This is a genomic window from Bacillus thermozeamaize (genome assembly GCA_002159075.1).
GTDB lineage: Bacteria > Bacillota > Bacilli > ZCTH02-B2 > ZCTH02-B2 > Bacillus_BB > Bacillus_BB thermozeamaize.
Window position 1 is genome coordinate 1 of record LZRT01000142.1, and the last position, 17,640, is coordinate 17,640.

Genomic DNA, 17,640 nt, shown 5'->3' on the forward strand with positions numbered 1-17,640 from the left:
CGTTGGAAAGGATGAGATTTCCGTTCCGGACCCGGATGGCAGACGACTTCCACTGGACCCGAAAGTAGCGCCGCCGACGGTAGGGAGGTTTGGCTTGAGGATCTGCCTTCCGTCGTTTACGCCAGGACTTGAGGGCGGCGTAGAAGCTCTGCACCACTGCGTCCGCGCTGTGGGCATGGAGCAGGCTCGAGTTGTGCCAACGCATCATGGATGACGCTTTTAGCCAGATTCCTTTTTTGCGAACAGTGCGCCAGAACGAAACCATTACACGGCTGTACAGTTCCCCTGCGGCCATGGCAAGCGCGTCCAATTGTTCTGTTTTAGGAAGTTTCATCTTGCGAACCGAATACACGTTCTCACTCTCTCTGTCTACATTGTACTGGAGTGAGAACATGGATGAAAGATGGAATTTGGAGTGCTAAACGCCCTTACCCACCGCTAAAGCAGTGGGGTTGCGGGGGGAGTTTTTTCTGTCAACAAAATAAAAAAACCGGATCATGCCGATCCGGCCACAGCCTGTAGACTGTCATGCCAATCACTGATTTCCGCCAAACAGACGCTTCGGATTTTCCACCAGCATCTTTTGAATGGATGCTTCTGTCACACCCCCTCGCCGGAGCGCCGGCAGGATGTTTTCAAAAAGATGCGTCGGCGTCCAGTGGGCCAGAAGCTTTTTCGCCACCTCATTGGGTGTATAGGGCCGCCCCAGCCAGACGGTAATCGTGTCGTGCGAGAGCATCAGCCGATTGTCGTATCCTGCACCGATCAGGCCGAAGAGGCAGGCCAGACGTTCCTCGTCCATCGGCATCCCCACCACCTTCTGCAGACCGATCCGGTCAAAAGCGATCAACACCCCCTTTTTCAGGGTCCGCAGGTGATAGGAAAGGTCGGTGCTGCCATCCATGTGCCCGATCATGATGCGGCCGGGGTCGGCCCCTTCGGAAATCAGCAGTTCCGCCTGTTCAGGCCCCATCGTTCCCTCCTGGGTATGGGTGATGATCGGCACGCCCGTCTCCCGCTGCACCCGGGCCGCCGCCCGGAAAAACACCTGCTCGTAATCGGTGATTTGACCTTTGCTGGAGGCCAGCTTGATCACGCCTGCCTTGATCCCTGTCCCGGCAATTCCCACGGTGATCTCTGTCATCATCATTTCATACACTTCCTGCTGGATATCGCTGAACGCCCGGCGAAACTTGAAATAGGCGGGCGCCCCTTCGCCTTCATAGTAATATCCGGTGGAACAGACGATCTGCAAACCGCTTCGTTCGGACAGTTCTCTCAGGAATTCAGGGTTTCTGCCCGCCTCATTGGTCGTGGCATCCACCACCGTCTTCACCCCATGGCTTTTCAGCCGCTCAGCCACCGCCAGGCAGGCCTGCATGGCCTCCTCGTGCCGGAACGGCCCCAACGTCACATCCCCCGCATACCCCGGATAACCGAACAGAAAATGCTCATGCATCAGCGTCACACCCAACTGCTCAGGGGAAATCTCCCCCGTCACGGTCCGCACGTTTGGGGTCATGGAGGTCACCTCCTCACTTCGCCTCGCGGCCAAATTCCCGATCCTGCAACACGCGCCAGAGGATCTTACCGCTGCCGCTTTTCGGCAGCTCCTTGATAAACTCCACGACGCGAGGATATTTGTATGCCGCCATCTGCTCCCGGCTCCACTGAATGATGTCCTCCTCCGTCACCTTGCCTTCATATTCCGGCCGTAACACCACAAACGCCTTGACGTTTTCCCCGCGCCGCTCATCAGGGGTGGCCACCACGCAAGCCTCCGCCACCGCAGGGTGTTTGTACAGGACGCTTTCCACCTCAGTCGGCCAGACCTTGAACCCGGATGCGTTGATCATCCGCTTGGCCCGGTCGACGATGAAGAAGTACCCTTCTTCATCATAACGGCCGATATCCCCCGTCCTCAGGAACCGCTTCCCGTCAATCGTGACGAAGGCCTTCTCCGTCTCCTCCGGCTTGTTCCAGTAACCCTTCATCACCTGCGGCCCGCTGACCACGATCTCCCCTTCCTCGCCTGGACCCAGTTCCCGGTCGGTGCCCAGCTCCAGCACCTTGCAATCGGTGTCGGGGGCGGGGACGCCAAGGCACTGCAACTTGGGCCGGTCCGGCGGATTGCTGTGGGTTTGCGAGATGGTTTCCGTCATCCCGTACCCTTCCATATACCGGATCCCCAGCTTCTGAAACAGGCGCTCTCCCACGGCTTCCGGCAGCGGCGCGCCACCGCCGCTGACCGACCTCAGGGAACTCAAATCGTACTGATCCAACTTCGGATTGGCCAGAAAATCCACCACCATCGTGCTGATATTCACCCAGTGGGTGCAACCATACTTCTCGATGCACATGGCCGCCACGTCCCGATCCCAGCGGCTGAGGAGGACAATCGTCGCCCCGACAAAAATCGGGGTATTCATGCAATGCTGCAAACCGGTAACATGAAAGAGAGGAAGGACCGCCAGGCTCACCGCGCTCGGCGCAACGTTGTTCCAATATGCGGCACCCACGATCGTGGCAATCACAGAGGCATGCGTATGGATGCACCCTTTCGGCATCCCGGTGGAACCGGAGGTATAAGGCAACACGGCCCAATCTTCAGACCCCACCTCCAGTTCCGGCACTTGGGCGGCAGAAGACAGAAACTCCCGCCAGGACATCGTCCCCGGAACCGTCCGTTGCGGCGCCCGGACAAAATCCGGCGCCGGAATCTCCGGCTCCTCGTTCAGGTAATCGCGATACGTCACCGTCACCACGTCAAGCGCTCGTATACGATCCTTGATGGCCATGACACGTCCGGCCAGATCCTGCCCGACAAAGATTACTTTGGCGCCGCTGTCCCGCAGCATGTAATCGATTTCATTTTCCAAAAGCATCGGATTGAGCGGCACCACCATGGCATTGGCCCGCAAAATGCCGTAAAAGGCGATGATAAACTGCGGCGCATTCTGCATGTACAGGGCCACCCGGTCCCCTTTTCTCACGCCTTTGGCCGCCAGGCCGGCGGCTACCTGTTCCGCTTCCTGCTTCAACTGCCGATACGAAATCCTGTTTCCGTAATAAATGATGGCCGGTTTGTGCGGATAACGCCGCGCCGAAGTCTCAAGAAAATCCCACAACGGAACCTGCGGATAATCCAGCGACTTGGGCAAACGGGACGGCCAAAACGGAAAATGACGATCAAACGGCATTGGACACAAGACACCTCCAGCCAATTTTCGCAAGGTTATCGTTTTCAACATATCTCCCTATAAATGCGAAGATTCAATAAAGATTCAACAAATTCGCTCCAGACTCTAACAAAATTTTATAATTGTAGATAACTTTTTTCAATCGTTGATCATTGTTTTAGTTTTAATCATCCGTTAATTAGTTCAGGATCTTTACGCATCACATGCATCATGCATCGATGGGGAGGCAAAGCCATGAGTGGCAAAGATGAAAAAAGGAAAGCACCAGGACATGACCTGGTGCTCATCCATGGATTGCAAAACATGCACCGCTGGGGCCGGGCATTTCTTCAGACGCTGGCGGACATCTGGGGCTCGGGAAAGGTGTATGTCCTCTACACCAACCCATCCAACCGGATCTGGACGCGCCAGTACAGCGGAAAAACCATTACCTTTATCGGCAAAAACAGTTACACGGCCGGCAGGGCCAGTGTGGAAATCCAGGCTGCCCGTGTCGCGGAAAAAGTGCGCATCTTGCAAGAAACATATGGTTTGGGCAAAAACTTCCACGTCATAGCCCACAGCATGGGCGGCCTGATCACGCGCAAATTCATCTACGATCATCCCGGCACCGTCGTCAACGTGGTCACCCTCGGCACGCCGCACCACGGTTCCCCGCTTGCGCACACCTTCCGTTGGCTAGGGGTCCTGGCCGGTTCCAGCCAGGCCTTCGCCAACCTGACGCCTGAGTGGGTGGCGGAATTCAACCGCCAATACCCGGCCGTGGGAGCCCCTCTCTGCCCGGGCGGAAAGTTCTACACGTTGCGCGGCTTTGCCACCGGCAGCCTGAAACATCGGGGTGTATTTGGAGAGGTCTGGTTCGGCTGGCACACGCTCCGCGCCCTCCACCGCCAGACGGCAAGCGATGGCTTGGTTCCCGCCGATTCCGCCCTGATCGAAGACGCCATTCACTTGGCTGACTTTGACGACTGCGACCACTTGGGCCTCACCACCCGCGCCGACGTGGCCAAAACGTGCGCCGCCTGTCTGCTTGGTGACCAAGCCGTCATCGATGGGGATATCGATGATGTTTCCGAAAATGGGCACATGCGCCTCTCGTAAGGATTCACAAGGCGTTCATGAAAGCATGGAGACCTTTTCCAGCATGGTGCCTTCCTTCTCATAGCGGATGTGCCACTGCAACGCCTTTTCCAAAACATGCGGCGTATGCCCGCCCCGGGCCGCCGCTTCTTCGTAATAGGCCAAAAGCTGCGGACGGTACATGGGGTGGGCGCAATTCCTGATGATGGCCAGCGCCCGTTCCCTCGGAGACAACCCCCGCAAATCCGCCAGCCCTTGTTCCGTCACGATCACATCCACATCATGTTCGGTGTGATCGACATGGGACACAAAAGGCACGATGCTGGAGATGGCCCCGCCTTTGGCGGTCGATTTCGTCACAAAAACCGTCAAGCGCGCATTCCGCGCAAAATCGCCGGAACCGCCGATCCCGTTCATCATCCGGGTTCCCAGAACATGGGTGGAGTTGACGTTCCCGTAAATGTCCACCTCAATCGCCGCGTTCATCGCGATCAGGCCCAGCCGCCGGATGATCTCCGGATGATTGGAAATCTCCTGGGGGCGAAGAATCAATTTGTCGCGATAGCGGGCAAAATTCCCCATCACTTCCTTTGCCTTCCGGGGCGACAACGTGATGGAACTGCCCGACGCAAAGCGAATTTTTCCCGCATCCAACAGATCGAATATCGCATCCTGGAGTACTTCGGAATACACTTCCAGATCCGTGAAATCGGAATGCAAAAAGCCGTGAAACACCGCATTGGCGACCGACCCGACGCCCGACTGCAGGGGGGCCAGACTGGCCGGAAGGCGGCCGGCCTTGACTTCATGCCGCAAAAAATCGATCAGAAAATCGGCCATCCGCTGCGTCTCGGCATCTGGCGGAACAATGTTTGCCGCCGCATCCGGTTCGTTTGTGATCACGATGCCCTTGATCTTTCCGGGATCCACCTGCATCGCCGGCGTCCCGATCCGCCTGTCCCCGGAGGTGATCGGAATCGGCCGGCGCTGCCCCTGCGCTTCAGGTATATACAGATCGTGCACCCCTTCCAGCTCTGCCGGCTGCGCTTCATTCAATTCGACGATGACCATCTTCGCCTTGTTCACAAAAATGGGCGCATTCCCCACCGACGTGGTCGGGACAATCCATCCCTCTTCCGTTATGGCAACCGCTTCCACCAAAGCCACATCAATCGGCGGCAGGCACTCCTGACGTATCAGCTCGGCCGTGTGGGAAAGATGCTGGTCAATATACTTGACCTCTCCCGCATTGATCCGTTCGCGCATCCGTTTTTCCGACTGGTAAGGCAGCCTCAGGTTGACAATCCCGGCTTCCGCAAACAGGCCGTCGATTTCCGAATTGATCGAAGCTCCGGTAAACACGTTGATCTTAAACGGCTTCCCCTCTCTTCTGACACGTTCCACAAGGGCCCTGGGCACCGCCTTGGCATCGCCTGCCTGCGCGAACCCTCCCATGGCCAGCGTCATCCCATGCCCAATCCACTGCGCCGCCTCTTCCGCTTTCACGACCCGCGATGCCAAATCCTTGTTGCGAATGCGCTGCGACAACCGAATCCCCCCTTTGTAACCGTTTTGTCGAATTTTGATTTTTAATGACTATACCACGTTTGCTTCCCTCGATCTCCAAAACACCGATAAAACAGCATGATTCCCGTTAAAGCAGCCGATTTTTCTGCAAACCCTTCATTTTTTGAGCAAAAAATCCCGCCTCTATCCATAGAATGAGGCGGAACCATGACTTCAATACCCATAGCCCATATAACTTAAATCCCCATTTGACACTCCACACGGCTTTAAGCCGTGGGATTCTCGGGAACAGCGGCCCAACGGCCGCTTCTTGACCGAGCGATCCCCGTGTGTGTCCCACGGTTCAGTTGGCTAGGCCAACAGACGCAAGCCTTCCTGCAAGATGTTCCTTGCGGCATTGACATCCCTGTCGTGGTGAGTACCACACTCTGGGCATGTCCATGCTCTCAAGCCAAGGTTTTTCACTTCTTTGTTGCGAAATCCGCAACAGGAACAAAGCTGGCTTGATGGAAATGTCCTGGCCACAAGCACGAGGCTTCGTCCGTACCAATTCGCCTTGTATTCCAGCATGGAACGGAACGTTGCCCAGGATGCATCAGAGATAGGCTTGGCCAGCCAGTGGTTCTTCTGCATGTTCTGCACCTGCAGGTCCTCCAGGCAGATCACTTGGTTCTCGCGAATCAGCCTGGTCGACAGCTTGTGCAGAAAGTCCCTTCGGCAGTTGGACACTTTCTCATGCAGACGGGCCACCTTCAGGCGGGCCTTCTCCCATCGCCTGCCGCCTTGGGTTCGGCGGGAAAGGATGCGCTGCCAGCGGATCAACCGCCTTTCGTGTTTGTACAGATGTTTCGGATTAGCAATGACCTCACCGGTGGAAAGGACGGCAAATTCCTTTACGCCAAGGTCAAGGCCCACTTTACTATCACAAGCGGGTAACGGTGGAATCTCCTCATCCACCAGCACCGAGATAAAGTACTTCCCCGTCGGGTTCCGCCGGATGGTGGCGGAGATGATCCGGCCCTTGACCTCGCGGGACCTGGCAAACCTGACCCACCCCAGTTTGGGGAGACGAATCCGGTTTCCTTGGATGGCGATGGTTCCCTTGTTGTTTTTGGATGTGTAGGATTGCACCGGGTTCTTCCGGCTCTTAAAACGTGGGTAGCCCTTTTTTTCCCGGAAGAAACGTTTGAATGCGTCATCCAGATGCCGCAGTTCCGTCTGCAGCGCCGTGGCATCCGGTTCCTTGAGCCAATCCAGCTCTCTCTTGAGACGGGTGAGCAAAGCGGAGCAGGCGTTATACCCAAGCGTCTTTCCTTCCGCCTCGTGCACTTCCTTCCGTCTGGCAAGGAAGTGATTGAAGACGTATCTGCAACATCCGAACGTCTTATGGATGAGATCACGTTGCGTCCTGCTTGGGTAGATGCGAAACCGGTACGCCTTGTGCATTTGTTCCACCTTCTTTCCTTGTCCTTATGATACCATGGGAGAGAAGGACGGAACAAATGTTTGCCGGGAGGGGTCCATGTATCCCACCCCTGAAGGAGTGGGTTTTATTGCCCCTCCCAGACCCTCCCCTGTTTTTATAATACCTGAATCAGTGAACAATCTAGCTAAAAAATTGCTGTTATAGCAGGCAATCGCGCGTCCGACGGAGAATTTTTTTCGTAGTCAATGAAAACCATCCTTCACCTGTGAGGTGCAATCATGAGGATTCGATTTACCCGCTCAAACGACCTCCTTCTTTCAACACATGCTGGGCTCGCTACCGTCGGCGCATTGCTGGCCCATACCCGGTTGGGAAAACGCCTGAATCGGACACGTCTGACGGACATCGAGCATCCTTACCATTCCCATGCCGATGTGCTCAAAAGCTATCTGGGTCTGCTTTGCCAAGGGAAAAGCGACTTCGATCACATCGAACCGTTTCGGGACGACGAAGTGTTCTCCCTTTGTTTGCAACGTCAAAGCGTGCCTTCCAGTCCTACGCTGCGACAACGCCTGGATCGTGATTTCTTGTCCGAAAGCATCACCTATGCGCGGCGGGTCACTGATCGGCCCCTCCTTGTCCGGATGGACGCAGGCCATGACAGTCTGGAAAATCTTCACCGATGCCATGACCACCAAGTGGACTACATCATCAAAGTCAATCTGCGCCGGGAATCCAAAGAAACCTGGCTGCACATCGCACAAACCCGTGGGACTTGCCATGAGCCGCGTGAAGGAAAAAAGGAATACGTCGGTTCAATCGAGGTAAGCAAGGCCGGGTTTCCCCATCCCCTTCGCCAAGTCTTTTACGTGATCGAACGTACCATTGACCGCCACGGCCAGATCCTGCTCGTGCCTGATGTGGAAGTACAGGTTTACTGGACGTCACTTCGTTGCCAACCGTGGCGTATCATTGAGCTGTATCGGGAACATGGAACCAGCGAACAGTTTCACAGTGAAATCAAGACGGATCTGGGCTTGGAACGCCTGCCTGCAGGGAAATTTGCGACCAATGACTTGGTGCTGCATGCGGGGATGTTGGCATACAATCTGCTGCGCATCATCGGTCAGGAAAGTCTGCGCAAAGACGATGCACCCATTCGCGGGAAAGTAAAAAGGCGACGCATTCGGACTGTCATTCAAAACCTGATTTACATGGCGGTTCGGCTTGTTCGGCATGCACGTCGCTTCTATTTTGCCTTTGGCAGATACAATCCGTGGGCCAATGTCTTAGAACGAATATACCAGGCTTTTGCATAAGCTGAGGAACCAGCAGCCCCATTACCAGAAGCGATTTGTTTCAGGACTTTGTAAAAACCTGTAAATTGACAGGTTTCTTTGGCATGCTCAAAAAAGGATGAAACCTGGTTCGATTGGGGAACGAAAAGGTTGCTCCACTGATTTAGAGGTGTTCGCAGTTGAAAACTTAACCCATCGTGTCAATCCGTTCCCGACATGAATCACCGTTTGGTAGACCTTCACGGATTCAGGTATCCATCAGCATCCCCTTCCTGCCTAATCAAACCTTCATTCGGAACTGTCAAGCCCTCATTTGCCCGGGATGAAATCGAAGCCGGCCAGCATGACATCGAGAACCTGCTTGGCATTCGACCTACTTGGAATTCGTAAATTCCTGGTTCAAATCCTTGACCAACTTGACCGCCCATTCATACGCCTTCGCCTTGTGCTGGCGGGTCAGACGCTCCGCCAGTTCCGCATCCCGCAGCTTTATCGCCCGGAGAATGTCCTGATGTTCCGCATACGAATTTTCCAATTGATGCACATCCTGAAAAATACGCGGATAACGGGACGAATTATTCCACAGGTCACGGATCAAATCGGCCAGCCGCTGATTGTTGGCAAACTGGTAAATATACTCGTGAAAGGCGCGATTAAACCGGTCATAGCCCTCATAATCCCTGTTCTCGATATACTGTCTTGATTCCAGCAACATCTCCTCAAGCCGGTGAAGATGCGCATTCGACAGATGATCCACAGCGAGGCGCGTCGCCAAACCCTCCAGATGGATCCGCAGTTCAAAAATCTGCCGGATATCCTCCTCGCTCAGAGAGCTGACGATCCCGCCCGCATGCGGATGCAGGTACACATATCCTTCCGACGCCAGCCGCTGCAGCGCCTCACGCACAGGAATCTCGCTCACGTCCAGCTGCCGCGCAATCTGGGAAATGACAAGGCGCTGCCCTGGCGCATAGGTCCCGTGGATAATTCCCTCACGCAGGTGATGGTACACCTTCTCTGCCTTGGTCCGGAATTTTTGCCGCATGCAATCACCTGTTCCATCATGAGATCATGAGATAAAATTAAGATCAAATAAAAATAAGCTCCAAATCTAAGCTCCAAATTCATTGTACACAATTATCGGATACCGTCATCACACAAAAAACATCCATCTGTCATGCTCCATCATCCATCTGTGATACTCCATTATGAATTGTGCAAAAATATACGATCTACTATAATCATATACGGGTGCTATCTTTTCCATAGCAAACAATTGAAATAAGGGGGACGCTCATGAAAATCGTCAGATTTGTCCTAAAATCATACCCTCTCAACATGCCGAGATTGGGCGCCTGGCAGGACGGGAGCGTGATCGATCTGGCCGCCGCTTACCGGCAACTTTTGCTGGAAAAGGGCCAAGCCTCGGAAAAAGGCGCCGTGCGCCTGGCGGAGACCCTGCTCCCCGAAGATCTGGTCAGTTTCCTGGAAAATGGCCGGCCGGCCATGGAGGCTGCCAGGGAGGCGCTGCAATTTGCGATGACGCCGCCCGCAAGTCGCCGGCAATACCCGTTCATCCACGCTCAGGAACACATCCGTCTCTTGCCTCCCATCGAAAAACCCAGCAATCTACGGGACTTCATCTCTTTTGAAACCCATATCCGAAACGCCCGCAAAACCAGGGGGCAGGATGTCCCGCCTGCATGGTACGAGATTCCGGCTTACTACAAGGGGAACACCTCCACCATCATCGGCCCCGATGATGAGGTCATCTGGCCTTCCTACACGGAAAAGATGGACTACGAGTTGGAATTCGCCTGCGTCATCGGGAAGGAAGGTCAGGATATCAGCGCCGAGGAGGCGGAAGAGTTCATCGTCGGGTATATGATCATGAACGACTTCAGCGCCCGCGACATACAGGCAAAAGAAATGAGCGTCGGCCTGGGGCCGGCCAAGGGCAAGGACTTTGCCACAGCGCTGGGTCCCTACCTGGTGACAAAGGACGAGATTCCGGATCCTTATCAGCTGAACATGCGGGCCTACGTCAACGGGGAGCTTTGGACGGAAGGCACCACCGGCGACATGTACCGCAAATTTCCGGAAATCATTTCCTACGTCTCAACCGGCGAGCGGATCGTTCCCGGGGATGTGTTCGGCTCAGGTACCGTCGGTTGGGGATGCGGCTTGGAACTGGGTAAATTTCTCAAGGAAGGCGACCTGGTGGAGCTTGAGGTGGAAGGGCTGGGCGTATTGCGCAACAGGATTGGCAAGAAGAAAAGCGGATGAAATGGACATTCAATGTAAGGAGGACCACACATGGCCAAACGTTTCATCGATTTAAGCGTCCCGATGGATCCGGCGTCGCAAGAACCGTCCCCGCCACAAATCGCTTACCTGAACCACGAACAGTCGGTCGAACGGGCGGCCAGCCTGTTCGGCCTCCGTCCGGAGGAGTGGCCGGAAGGAAAAGCCTGGGCCACGGAAACTGTGACCCTGACCACCCATACCGGGACCCATGTGGACGCGCCCTGGCACTACTGGTTCCAAACGGGAGATCAGCCCGCCAAAACCATCGATCAATTGCCGCTGGACTGGTTCTACGGCAACGGGGTGCTCCTCGACTTTACCTGGAAACAGCCGGCCGAAGAAATTTCCAAATCCGATGTGGAACAGGCACTGGCAAAGATCGGGCACCAGCTTTCCCCCGGCGAGATCGTGCTCATCCGCACCGGTTGCGACAAAAAGTTATATACTCCCGGCTACGCGGACATCCATCCGGGAATGAGCGCTGAAGCCACAGTCTACCTGATTGAACGCGGGATCAAGGTAATGGGCACCAACGGCTACGGCTGGGACGTCCCCTTCTGGGCGCAAGCGGAAAAGTACCGCCAAACAGGCAACCCCGATGTCATCTGGGCCGCCCACTATGTCGGCAAAAAGCTGGAATACTGCCAGATCGAAAAGCTGGCCAACCTGGACCAAATCCCCGCCCCAACAGGCTTTACCGTGGTCGCCTTTCCGGTCAAAATTGCCGGCGCCAGTGCGGGCTGGGTCCGCGCCGTGGCCATTGTTGAGGACTGACATGGTGGTTGCGGATGGAACGGTTGAATACGGAGCGGAAGCCGGATGCAGCAAGCATGAAGCCCCTCCCGGAAACGCCGAAGTTCCGGCGTTTCCAGGAGGGGCTTGTCCATGTGGCCTCCATGTGGCCAAAACGGCAGACCTGCTGAAAGCCCGTTAAGTCAAAGCCCGTAAAGTTAATTAATATGAGACAACCCGCCTTGCACCATAGTAGCGGTCATTCCAATAGCGTTCGGTCAACTTGGTGTACGTCACGCCTTTGCTGGAGCTTGCGTTCAACAGCACCCCGTTTTCCAGGTACAGGGCGACATGCGTCGGTCCAGGGCCCGTCGTGCTGAAGAAAACCAAGTCCCCCGCCTGTAACTGGGCACGGCTCACCGGCTGTCCCACCTGATATTGCGACGCGGTGTTCCGTGGAATCGTGATCCCGACATGCTTCATGGCCAGTTGGGTCAACGCTGAACAGTCGATCCCGTTCCGCGTCGTCCCGCCATAGCGATAAGGCGTACCCAGGTACAGATTAGCAAATTCATACAATTGTTTTAACATTTGGCTTTTATTCTGTACCGTGGAAGGGTTCCTCGTTCGGTCGGCTCCGCTGCGAGAAGTGGTTTGCCCCTTTCGCGCCGGCTGTTGCACCTTCGCATTGCCCGCCTTTTTCTGCAGCGCCGCAAAAGTCTGCTTGCCGGCAATTCCATCCGCCTGCAGGCCGTTGGCCCGCTGGAACGCCTCAACTGCCTGCCTGGTTTTGGAACCGAAGTGTCCATCTACGGCGAGCTTAAACCCGTGTCTGTTCAAGGCAAGCTGAAGCTCGCGGACATCATCGCCACGCATCCCCTGTTTCAGCGTCCGGTTCCCCATCGCCGCAAAGGTATGGCTTGTCCCAACCAGAAAGACAGCGAGCAACGTGAGCAAACCGACGCGCCACATGAATCTCCCATACCGATTCCTCATCCCCACGCTCCTTTCCGCGCATTTGGTCCTTCTTTTCAATGCTACTATTATACAACAAATCTGGACATTTGTCCCAGATTTGCGACGAAAATAGATTGACAAATTTTATCCTGGGGTTCCAGAAATCTACATTGTTGCTATTTTTCAACTATGTTAAGCTAGAAAAAGATTACCAGAAAATTTATGGCAATCTCTGAAACTGTATCCAGTTGATGAGGCACCTTCAAGATCGTGTCATAAGATGGTCTGATGATGGTCTGAATAAAACATTCGATGGGAGAAGGAGCTGGGGAAGATGCAAGCATCATCACGTCCACATCCGCATTCAAGCGGCGGCAAAAAAATCTGGCGCCGCCTGATCATCATGGTATTGACTGGGATTCTGACTGTCGGCGGGCTGGCCTTTGAACCACCCGGCATGTCACGGGCGACCGCCCAAGAAACAGATTCCCTCTCAGGCGCAATCATCCATCAGGAACAACTGCTGCCGCAAGGGGATGGAAGCTGGGTGATGACCGGACGGCAAGGCCGTCTCACCATCCAATGGCCATCCGATGCGGCCGTCCTGCAGGTCACCCTGCCTGCGGAGGGTCCGCTGCTGAACGTCTCGGACGGATTTGAGGCAGTCATCACAGACATCGGACCGGCGGAAGTCATCCAGAAGATCCGCCCGCTTTCCGCAACCCAGCCGAAAACACTCCACCTCGAACTGTATGCCGAACCCGGCCTTACCAGCCAGCCCCTGATCAAAGAAATGACGCTGGAAGAAAAGTCGTCCGTATCCAGTCCCCGGATACAGGCGCTTGACGCCACCGGCGCAGAAAGGCCGCCGGTCATCATCACCGGCGGCGGCTACGGGCACCGGGTCGGCATGTCCCAATGGGGCGCCCAGGGACTGGCCCTGCAGGGAGTCAGCTACAAAAACATCATCAAGCACTACTATCCCGGCAGCGACGTGGTGAAACGGTACGACGACGCCACGCAAACGGTCCGGGTCTCCCTGCAAAGCCTGAAGGACTTTCGCAAAAGCTGGACAAACATCGAGGAAAAAACCACCTGGACCCTGATCGCCCCAAGCGGCGCCGAGATCCAGGACGCAAGCGGCAAATCGCTGGCCACCCTGACGGCGGGACAAAAGTACAACCTCACCTATCTGAAAGACACCGGCTACCGGTTTGAACCGGTGACGGACAGCCAGGCCAGCGAAACTACCGGCAGCCCAAGCAGCATTCAGCTCAATCAGACAACCCTCTTGCTCAAGCCAAAGTCCGGCAGTTATGTCGAGCTTTGGGTCACGGCCGTTCACCCGAAGCAACCGGCGGCAGGGAGCGTTGACGCAAAGCGCTTCTACGAAGGAACCCTGGAGCTGAAAGCGTCCCTAATCCAGGGGTCGGATCGGGGAGAAATCAGCTTCACCAACCTGGTCAACCTGCGCCAGTACCTCACCGGCGTCGTGCCGCGGGAGTCCTATGCCTCCTGGTCGGAGAACGCATTGCGCGCGCAGACGATTGCGGCCCGTACCTATGCGGCGCGGAAAGGGTTCGGCCTTGACAAGCTGTTGGTGGATACCACCAGCGATCAGGTGTTTGGCGGCAAATACGGCATTCACGACATCCAAAAACCGTACGCAGCCAAAATCGACAATGTGGTCGCTTCGACAAACGGCGAAGTGGCACTGATCAACAACCAACTCGTCACCACCACTTACAGCTCTTCCAACGGCGGCTGGATCGAAAGCAACGATGCCGTCTGGTCCAGCAGCCCCGTCTCTTACCTGCAAGCCCGCAAAGACCAGTACAAGCTGCCGAGCGGCAAGACCATCGTGCCGGAAGAGGTGGCCACCTACAACTCTCAGACAAAACAATACGGACCACACAGTCGTTACCGCTGGGAGGTCAAACTGGACCCGCAGGTGATTGAATCCAAGTGGCCCGAAATCGGAACATTCCAGAAGCTGGTGGTGGTCAAGCGCACCCCCGGCATGGGCGCAGCCCAAGTGGAACTCACCGGGACAAAGGGCAAGCTCACGATCTCGGGGACAGATTTCCGCAGCAAAATCGGCAACAGCGTTCTCTACTCGACGCTGATCGTGCCGCCTGTGTACAGCAACGAACTGGCCGGCGCCGACCGTTACGAGACCAGCGTGGCCATTGCCCGCCAAGGCTGGCCCAACGGCGCCGCTACGGTGGTTCTCGCTCGCGGCGATCTCACGGTCGACGCGCTGGCCGGCAGCGTTCTGGCAAAGCAGCATGACGCGCCGTTGCTGTTGACCAAGCCGGATGCCCTGCCGGATAAAGTCAAGGAAGAAATCGCGCGCCTTAAACCGCAGACCGTCTACCTGTTGGGCAGCCAGGTGGCCATTTCCACGGCCATTGAGGACCAATTGAAAGCGGCCGGCTATACGGTGATCCGGCTGGCAGGTGAAAATCGCGTCGAAACGGCCCTGGCCGTGGCGGAGGCAATTCAGGAAAAGGCGGGCACCCCCGTACGGGAGCTGTTTATCGCGACGGGTGATGAGAAATCGCCCGACGCATTGGCCATTGGACCTTATGCAGCCAGCCAGCAAATCCCGATCCTGTTGCAACAGGGCACTTCACTCCATCCGTCCATTCTCTCCTATCTGGAGAAGCATCCGGTGGAAAAAGTGACACTGGTCGGCGGCGAAGTGGCCATCCCGAAAACGGTTGAAGAAGCTTTGAAAAACAAGATCACTGCCGTCACCCGGATCAACGGCAGCGACCGCTACCACACCAGCATCCTGATCGCGAAAACCTATCAACTGCCGACGACGCAGATTTACTTTGCACGCGGCGATCTGTTCGCAGATGCGTTGGCCGGAACGGCATTGGCGGCGAAAATGCCGGCGCCCATCATTCTCGTCAAAAACCAGGAAGTCCCGGCATCGATCCAGCAGTGGCTCAGCCAGGAGGTCACAACGGTGGGACAGTTCACTTACCTTGGCGGACCGCAAGCCATCAGCCTATCTGTGCGGCAAGCATTGGAAAAAATCGCGCTCAACATCACCAAGTAAAGAGAGCGCAAAGCCGACAGGCAAACCGAAGCCCCGTGCAAGAGAAACCGGCAATCCACCGGCAATGAACCGGCAATCGGATGCAGCCAAAGCCAAAAAGGCCGGCATCAAAAGACTGAAGGCAAAAAGACCGGGCGGGAAATCTCCCGCCCGGTCTTTTTCATATTCTCCATCTTCTTCATCTATCTGTCCATCCTGTATCTGTCCATCCTGATCCTTCATCACGACTATCCTGATGCCGCTTCACTTGGGAGGAATCCCCCATGCCTTGGCCACCCCGTCGGCGATCGCCCGCGCCAGCTGTTCGCGAAACTGCGGATTGGCCAGCTTGGCCGCATCGCCGGGGTTGCTGATATACAGGTTTTCCAGCAGAATAGACGGCATTGTGGTTTCCCGCAGCACATGGAAATTGGCCCGTTTCATCCCCCGGTCCTTGAATTTCATCTGCTGGACGATATAAGGATGGATCACCTGCTGTTTGGCCAGTGAGGTGGCACAGCAACCCGGCTTATTGTAAACATAACTTTCAAATCCATTGGCAGCCGGATCAGCAGCAGCGTTGATATGAATCGACAGGAAGAAATCGGCCGGCCACTGGTTGGCCATCTGGGTTCTTTCATTGAGGGTCAGGTAGACATCCGTTTCCCTGGTCATCCTCACGTGAACATCCAGATAGCGGTTGCTCAGGTGCTGTGTGACCCGCTTGGCAATATCCAGGGTCAGGTCTTTTTCTTTCAACCCGTTGCCCATGGCTCCCGGATCACTGCCCCCATGTCCGGGATCGATCATGATCCGGAGCGGCTTCCATCCTTTCAGTTCCGCTTCCACCTTCCCGGAGACTGCCGCCGTCCCGCCCAGAATCACGTAACGCTCGACGGAAACATTTCGGAGCAGCTGACTGACGGACACCGGCACGGCCGCCGAACGGACAAGCAGAATGGGTGCATCCAACTTGGCGGCCAGGGCTGCGCCGGAAAGGGCATCGGCAAAGTTTTCACCCGTGGCCACCACCACCGTCTGCATGGGCGGCTTAAAGTAGCGAACCAGTTCAACCGCTGTTCCATAGCGATCATCGCCGGCCAGCCGCTGCACAGGCATCCCCACGATCTGTCGAAGCTGTTCCGTGATTTGGTCACTGACCACATTCGGACCGCCAACGACATACAGGCTGGACATCTTCGCCAGCGCCTGGCGCGTGGGCTCTGGAATCCTATTTTTTGCCACCAGCAGAATCGGCATGCCCTGACGTGCTGCGTATGGGCCAGCGGCCAGGGCATCGGGGAAGTTTTCCCCGTTCACCACGATGGCCTGCTGTCCGGAGTTGGGCAGCCGCTCTGCGATCAGCTGTGCCGTCTCGTAGCGGTCCTTCCCGCCAATCCGTTCCACTTCCTGGACCACGCTGCGCAAGGATTGCTCAACCTGTGGCGAAACAGCCGCCTCTCCCCCCAGCAAGATGACCTTCTTTGCCTGCAGTCCCCTGAGCGTCTCCAGCGTATCGTCACGCAGCCGGTCGGGATACGTCAGGAGGATCGGCGCGCCATAGAAATGGGCCAGCGGCACGCCGGCCAGCGCATCGGGAAAAAGGTCATAACGGGCCAGCAAGACCGTCTCAGCCGTTTTCCATTGCTCAAGGGCGATGGTGTGTGCGGTCGCAATGCGATCCTCACCGGTCAGCCGCTGTACCTGCGCCTGGGCACTTGCCTCGCCGCTCCAGATGATGCTTACCATCACCAAAACGGCACTCAGCATGGCCGCCACCATCACGGGCCATCTGCTCTTTTTCGTCTTGTTCAACCCGCTCTTCTGCACTCCAGTTCCTCCCCATCGGCATGTTTCAAATATACCGGTTATTTTTTAATTCAGATGTTTCTCTATGATGAAGATGTTTTATCTGTTTAAGTAAGGTTTCGTTAAATAAGATTTCGTTGATTTAAATGGAAATAAGGTCTCGTTGATGAACAAAATGGAACAAACTCTCCTACCCTACGACATTATACCAAATCCCTCCATTGCCAAAAATAGCTGGTTTTCCCGCCATCCCAT

12 protein-coding genes and 1 pseudogene are annotated in these 17,640 nt (G+C 55.7%); 5 read left to right on the forward strand and 8 right to left on the reverse strand.

Going from position 1 to position 17,640, the window contains the following annotated elements; translation table 11 throughout:
* The 3 genes and pseudogenes from BAA01_04175 to BAA01_04185 all read right to left on the reverse strand — a co-directional run bounded on the left by BAA01_04175 (position 1) and on the right by BAA01_04185 (position 3,200).
* Positions 1-352: pseudogene (locus BAA01_04175) on the reverse strand (transposase).
* A 183-nt stretch (positions 353-535) separates the two neighbouring features.
* Positions 536-1,522 carry a phosphotriesterase gene (locus BAA01_04180; GenBank protein ID OUM84139.1) on the reverse strand — a complete coding sequence of 329 codons (987 nt, stop codon included), beginning with the start codon at positions 1,520-1,522 and terminating at the stop codon, positions 536-538.
* Positions 1,523-1,535: 13 nt separating this feature from the next.
* Entirely contained in the window at positions 1,536-3,200 is a 1,665-nt protein-coding gene (locus tag BAA01_04185) for a long-chain fatty acid--CoA ligase (GenBank protein OUM84140.1), read from the reverse strand.
* Positions 3,201-3,434: 234 nt separating this feature from the next.
* Between BAA01_04185 and BAA01_04190 the strand changes: the two genes are divergently transcribed.
* Positions 3,435-4,301, forward strand: a complete 867-nt coding sequence (locus tag BAA01_04190; protein ID OUM84141.1) for a hypothetical protein — start codon at positions 3,435-3,437, stop codon at positions 4,299-4,301.
* 15 nt (positions 4,302-4,316) lie between these two features.
* Here BAA01_04190 and BAA01_04195 read toward each other — a convergent pair whose 3' ends face one another.
* Positions 4,317-5,828, reverse strand: a complete 1,512-nt coding sequence (locus tag BAA01_04195) for an acetyl-CoA hydrolase (GenBank protein ID OUM84142.1) — start codon at positions 5,826-5,828, stop codon at positions 4,317-4,319.
* Positions 5,829-6,158: 330 nt separating this feature from the next.
* Positions 6,159-7,253 (reverse strand): transposase, encoded by a 1,095-nt coding sequence (locus tag BAA01_04200; protein ID OUM84143.1) that lies wholly within the window; start codon positions 7,251-7,253, stop codon positions 6,159-6,161.
* Positions 7,254-7,511: 258 nt separating this feature from the next.
* Here BAA01_04200 and BAA01_04205 point away from each other — a divergent pair, with 258 nt between their 5' ends.
* Positions 7,512-8,552, forward strand: coding sequence for a transposase (locus BAA01_04205; protein OUM84144.1), 1,041 nt, complete (start codon positions 7,512-7,514; stop codon positions 8,550-8,552).
* Between the two features lie 352 nt (positions 8,553-8,904).
* Here the strand turns inward: BAA01_04205 and BAA01_04210 are convergent, their stop codons facing one another.
* Entirely contained in the window at positions 8,905-9,576 is a 672-nt protein-coding gene (locus tag BAA01_04210; protein OUM84145.1) for a hypothetical protein, read from the reverse strand.
* A gap of 251 nt (positions 9,577-9,827) precedes the next feature.
* Here BAA01_04210 and BAA01_04215 point away from each other — a divergent pair, with 251 nt between their 5' ends.
* Both BAA01_04215 and BAA01_04220 read left to right on the forward strand, forming a co-directional pair.
* Positions 9,828-10,817, forward strand: a complete 990-nt coding sequence (locus BAA01_04215) for a hypothetical protein (protein ID OUM84146.1) — start codon at positions 9,828-9,830, stop codon at positions 10,815-10,817.
* A gap of 30 nt (positions 10,818-10,847) precedes the next feature.
* Positions 10,848-11,612, forward strand: a complete 765-nt coding sequence (locus tag BAA01_04220) for a cyclase (protein ID OUM84147.1) — start codon at positions 10,848-10,850, stop codon at positions 11,610-11,612.
* A gap of 180 nt (positions 11,613-11,792) precedes the next feature.
* Here BAA01_04220 and BAA01_04225 read toward each other — a convergent pair whose 3' ends face one another.
* Entirely contained in the window at positions 11,793-12,542 is a 750-nt protein-coding gene (locus BAA01_04225) for a hypothetical protein (GenBank protein OUM84167.1), read from the reverse strand.
* A gap of 319 nt (positions 12,543-12,861) precedes the next feature.
* Here BAA01_04225 and BAA01_04230 point away from each other — a divergent pair, with 319 nt between their 5' ends.
* Positions 12,862-15,597 carry a hypothetical protein gene (locus BAA01_04230; GenBank protein ID OUM84148.1) on the forward strand — a complete coding sequence of 912 codons (2,736 nt, stop codon included), beginning with the start codon at positions 12,862-12,864 and terminating at the stop codon, positions 15,595-15,597.
* A 243-nt stretch (positions 15,598-15,840) separates the two neighbouring features.
* On the opposite strand, the gene BAA01_04235 is transcribed toward BAA01_04230, so the two are convergent.
* Positions 15,841-17,358 carry a hypothetical protein gene (locus tag BAA01_04235; protein ID OUM84168.1) on the reverse strand — a complete coding sequence of 506 codons (1,518 nt, stop codon included), beginning with the start codon at positions 17,356-17,358 and terminating at the stop codon, positions 15,841-15,843.
* Positions 17,359-17,640: the final 282 nt, after the last annotated feature.

Bases quoted from the DNA above. Each gene is read 5' to 3' on its own strand.
- BAA01_04205 (OUM84144.1), top strand. From the start codon at position 7,512: ATGAGGATTCGATTTACCCGCTCAAACGACCTCCTTCTTTCAACACAT.
- BAA01_04200 (OUM84143.1), bottom strand. From the start codon at position 7,253: ATGCACAAGGCGTACCGGTTTCGCATCTACCCAAGCAGGACGCAACGT.
- BAA01_04190 (OUM84141.1), top strand. From the start codon at position 3,435: ATGAGTGGCAAAGATGAAAAAAGGAAAGCACCAGGACATGACCTGGTG.
- BAA01_04235 (OUM84168.1), bottom strand. From the start codon at position 17,358: ATGGTGGCGGCCATGCTGAGTGCCGTTTTGGTGATGGTAAGCATCATC.
- BAA01_04180 (OUM84139.1), bottom strand. From the start codon at position 1,522: ATGACCCCAAACGTGCGGACCGTGACGGGGGAGATTTCCCCTGAGCAG.
- BAA01_04230 (OUM84148.1), top strand. From the start codon at position 12,862: ATGCAAGCATCATCACGTCCACATCCGCATTCAAGCGGCGGCAAAAAA.
- BAA01_04215 (OUM84146.1), top strand. From the start codon at position 9,828: ATGAAAATCGTCAGATTTGTCCTAAAATCATACCCTCTCAACATGCCG.
- BAA01_04220 (OUM84147.1), top strand. From the start codon at position 10,848: ATGGCCAAACGTTTCATCGATTTAAGCGTCCCGATGGATCCGGCGTCG.
- BAA01_04185 (OUM84140.1), bottom strand. From the start codon at position 3,200: ATGCCGTTTGATCGTCATTTTCCGTTTTGGCCGTCCCGTTTGCCCAAG.
- BAA01_04225 (OUM84167.1), bottom strand. From the start codon at position 12,542: ATGTGGCGCGTCGGTTTGCTCACGTTGCTCGCTGTCTTTCTGGTTGGG.
- BAA01_04210 (OUM84145.1), bottom strand. From the start codon at position 9,576: ATGCGGCAAAAATTCCGGACCAAGGCAGAGAAGGTGTACCATCACCTG.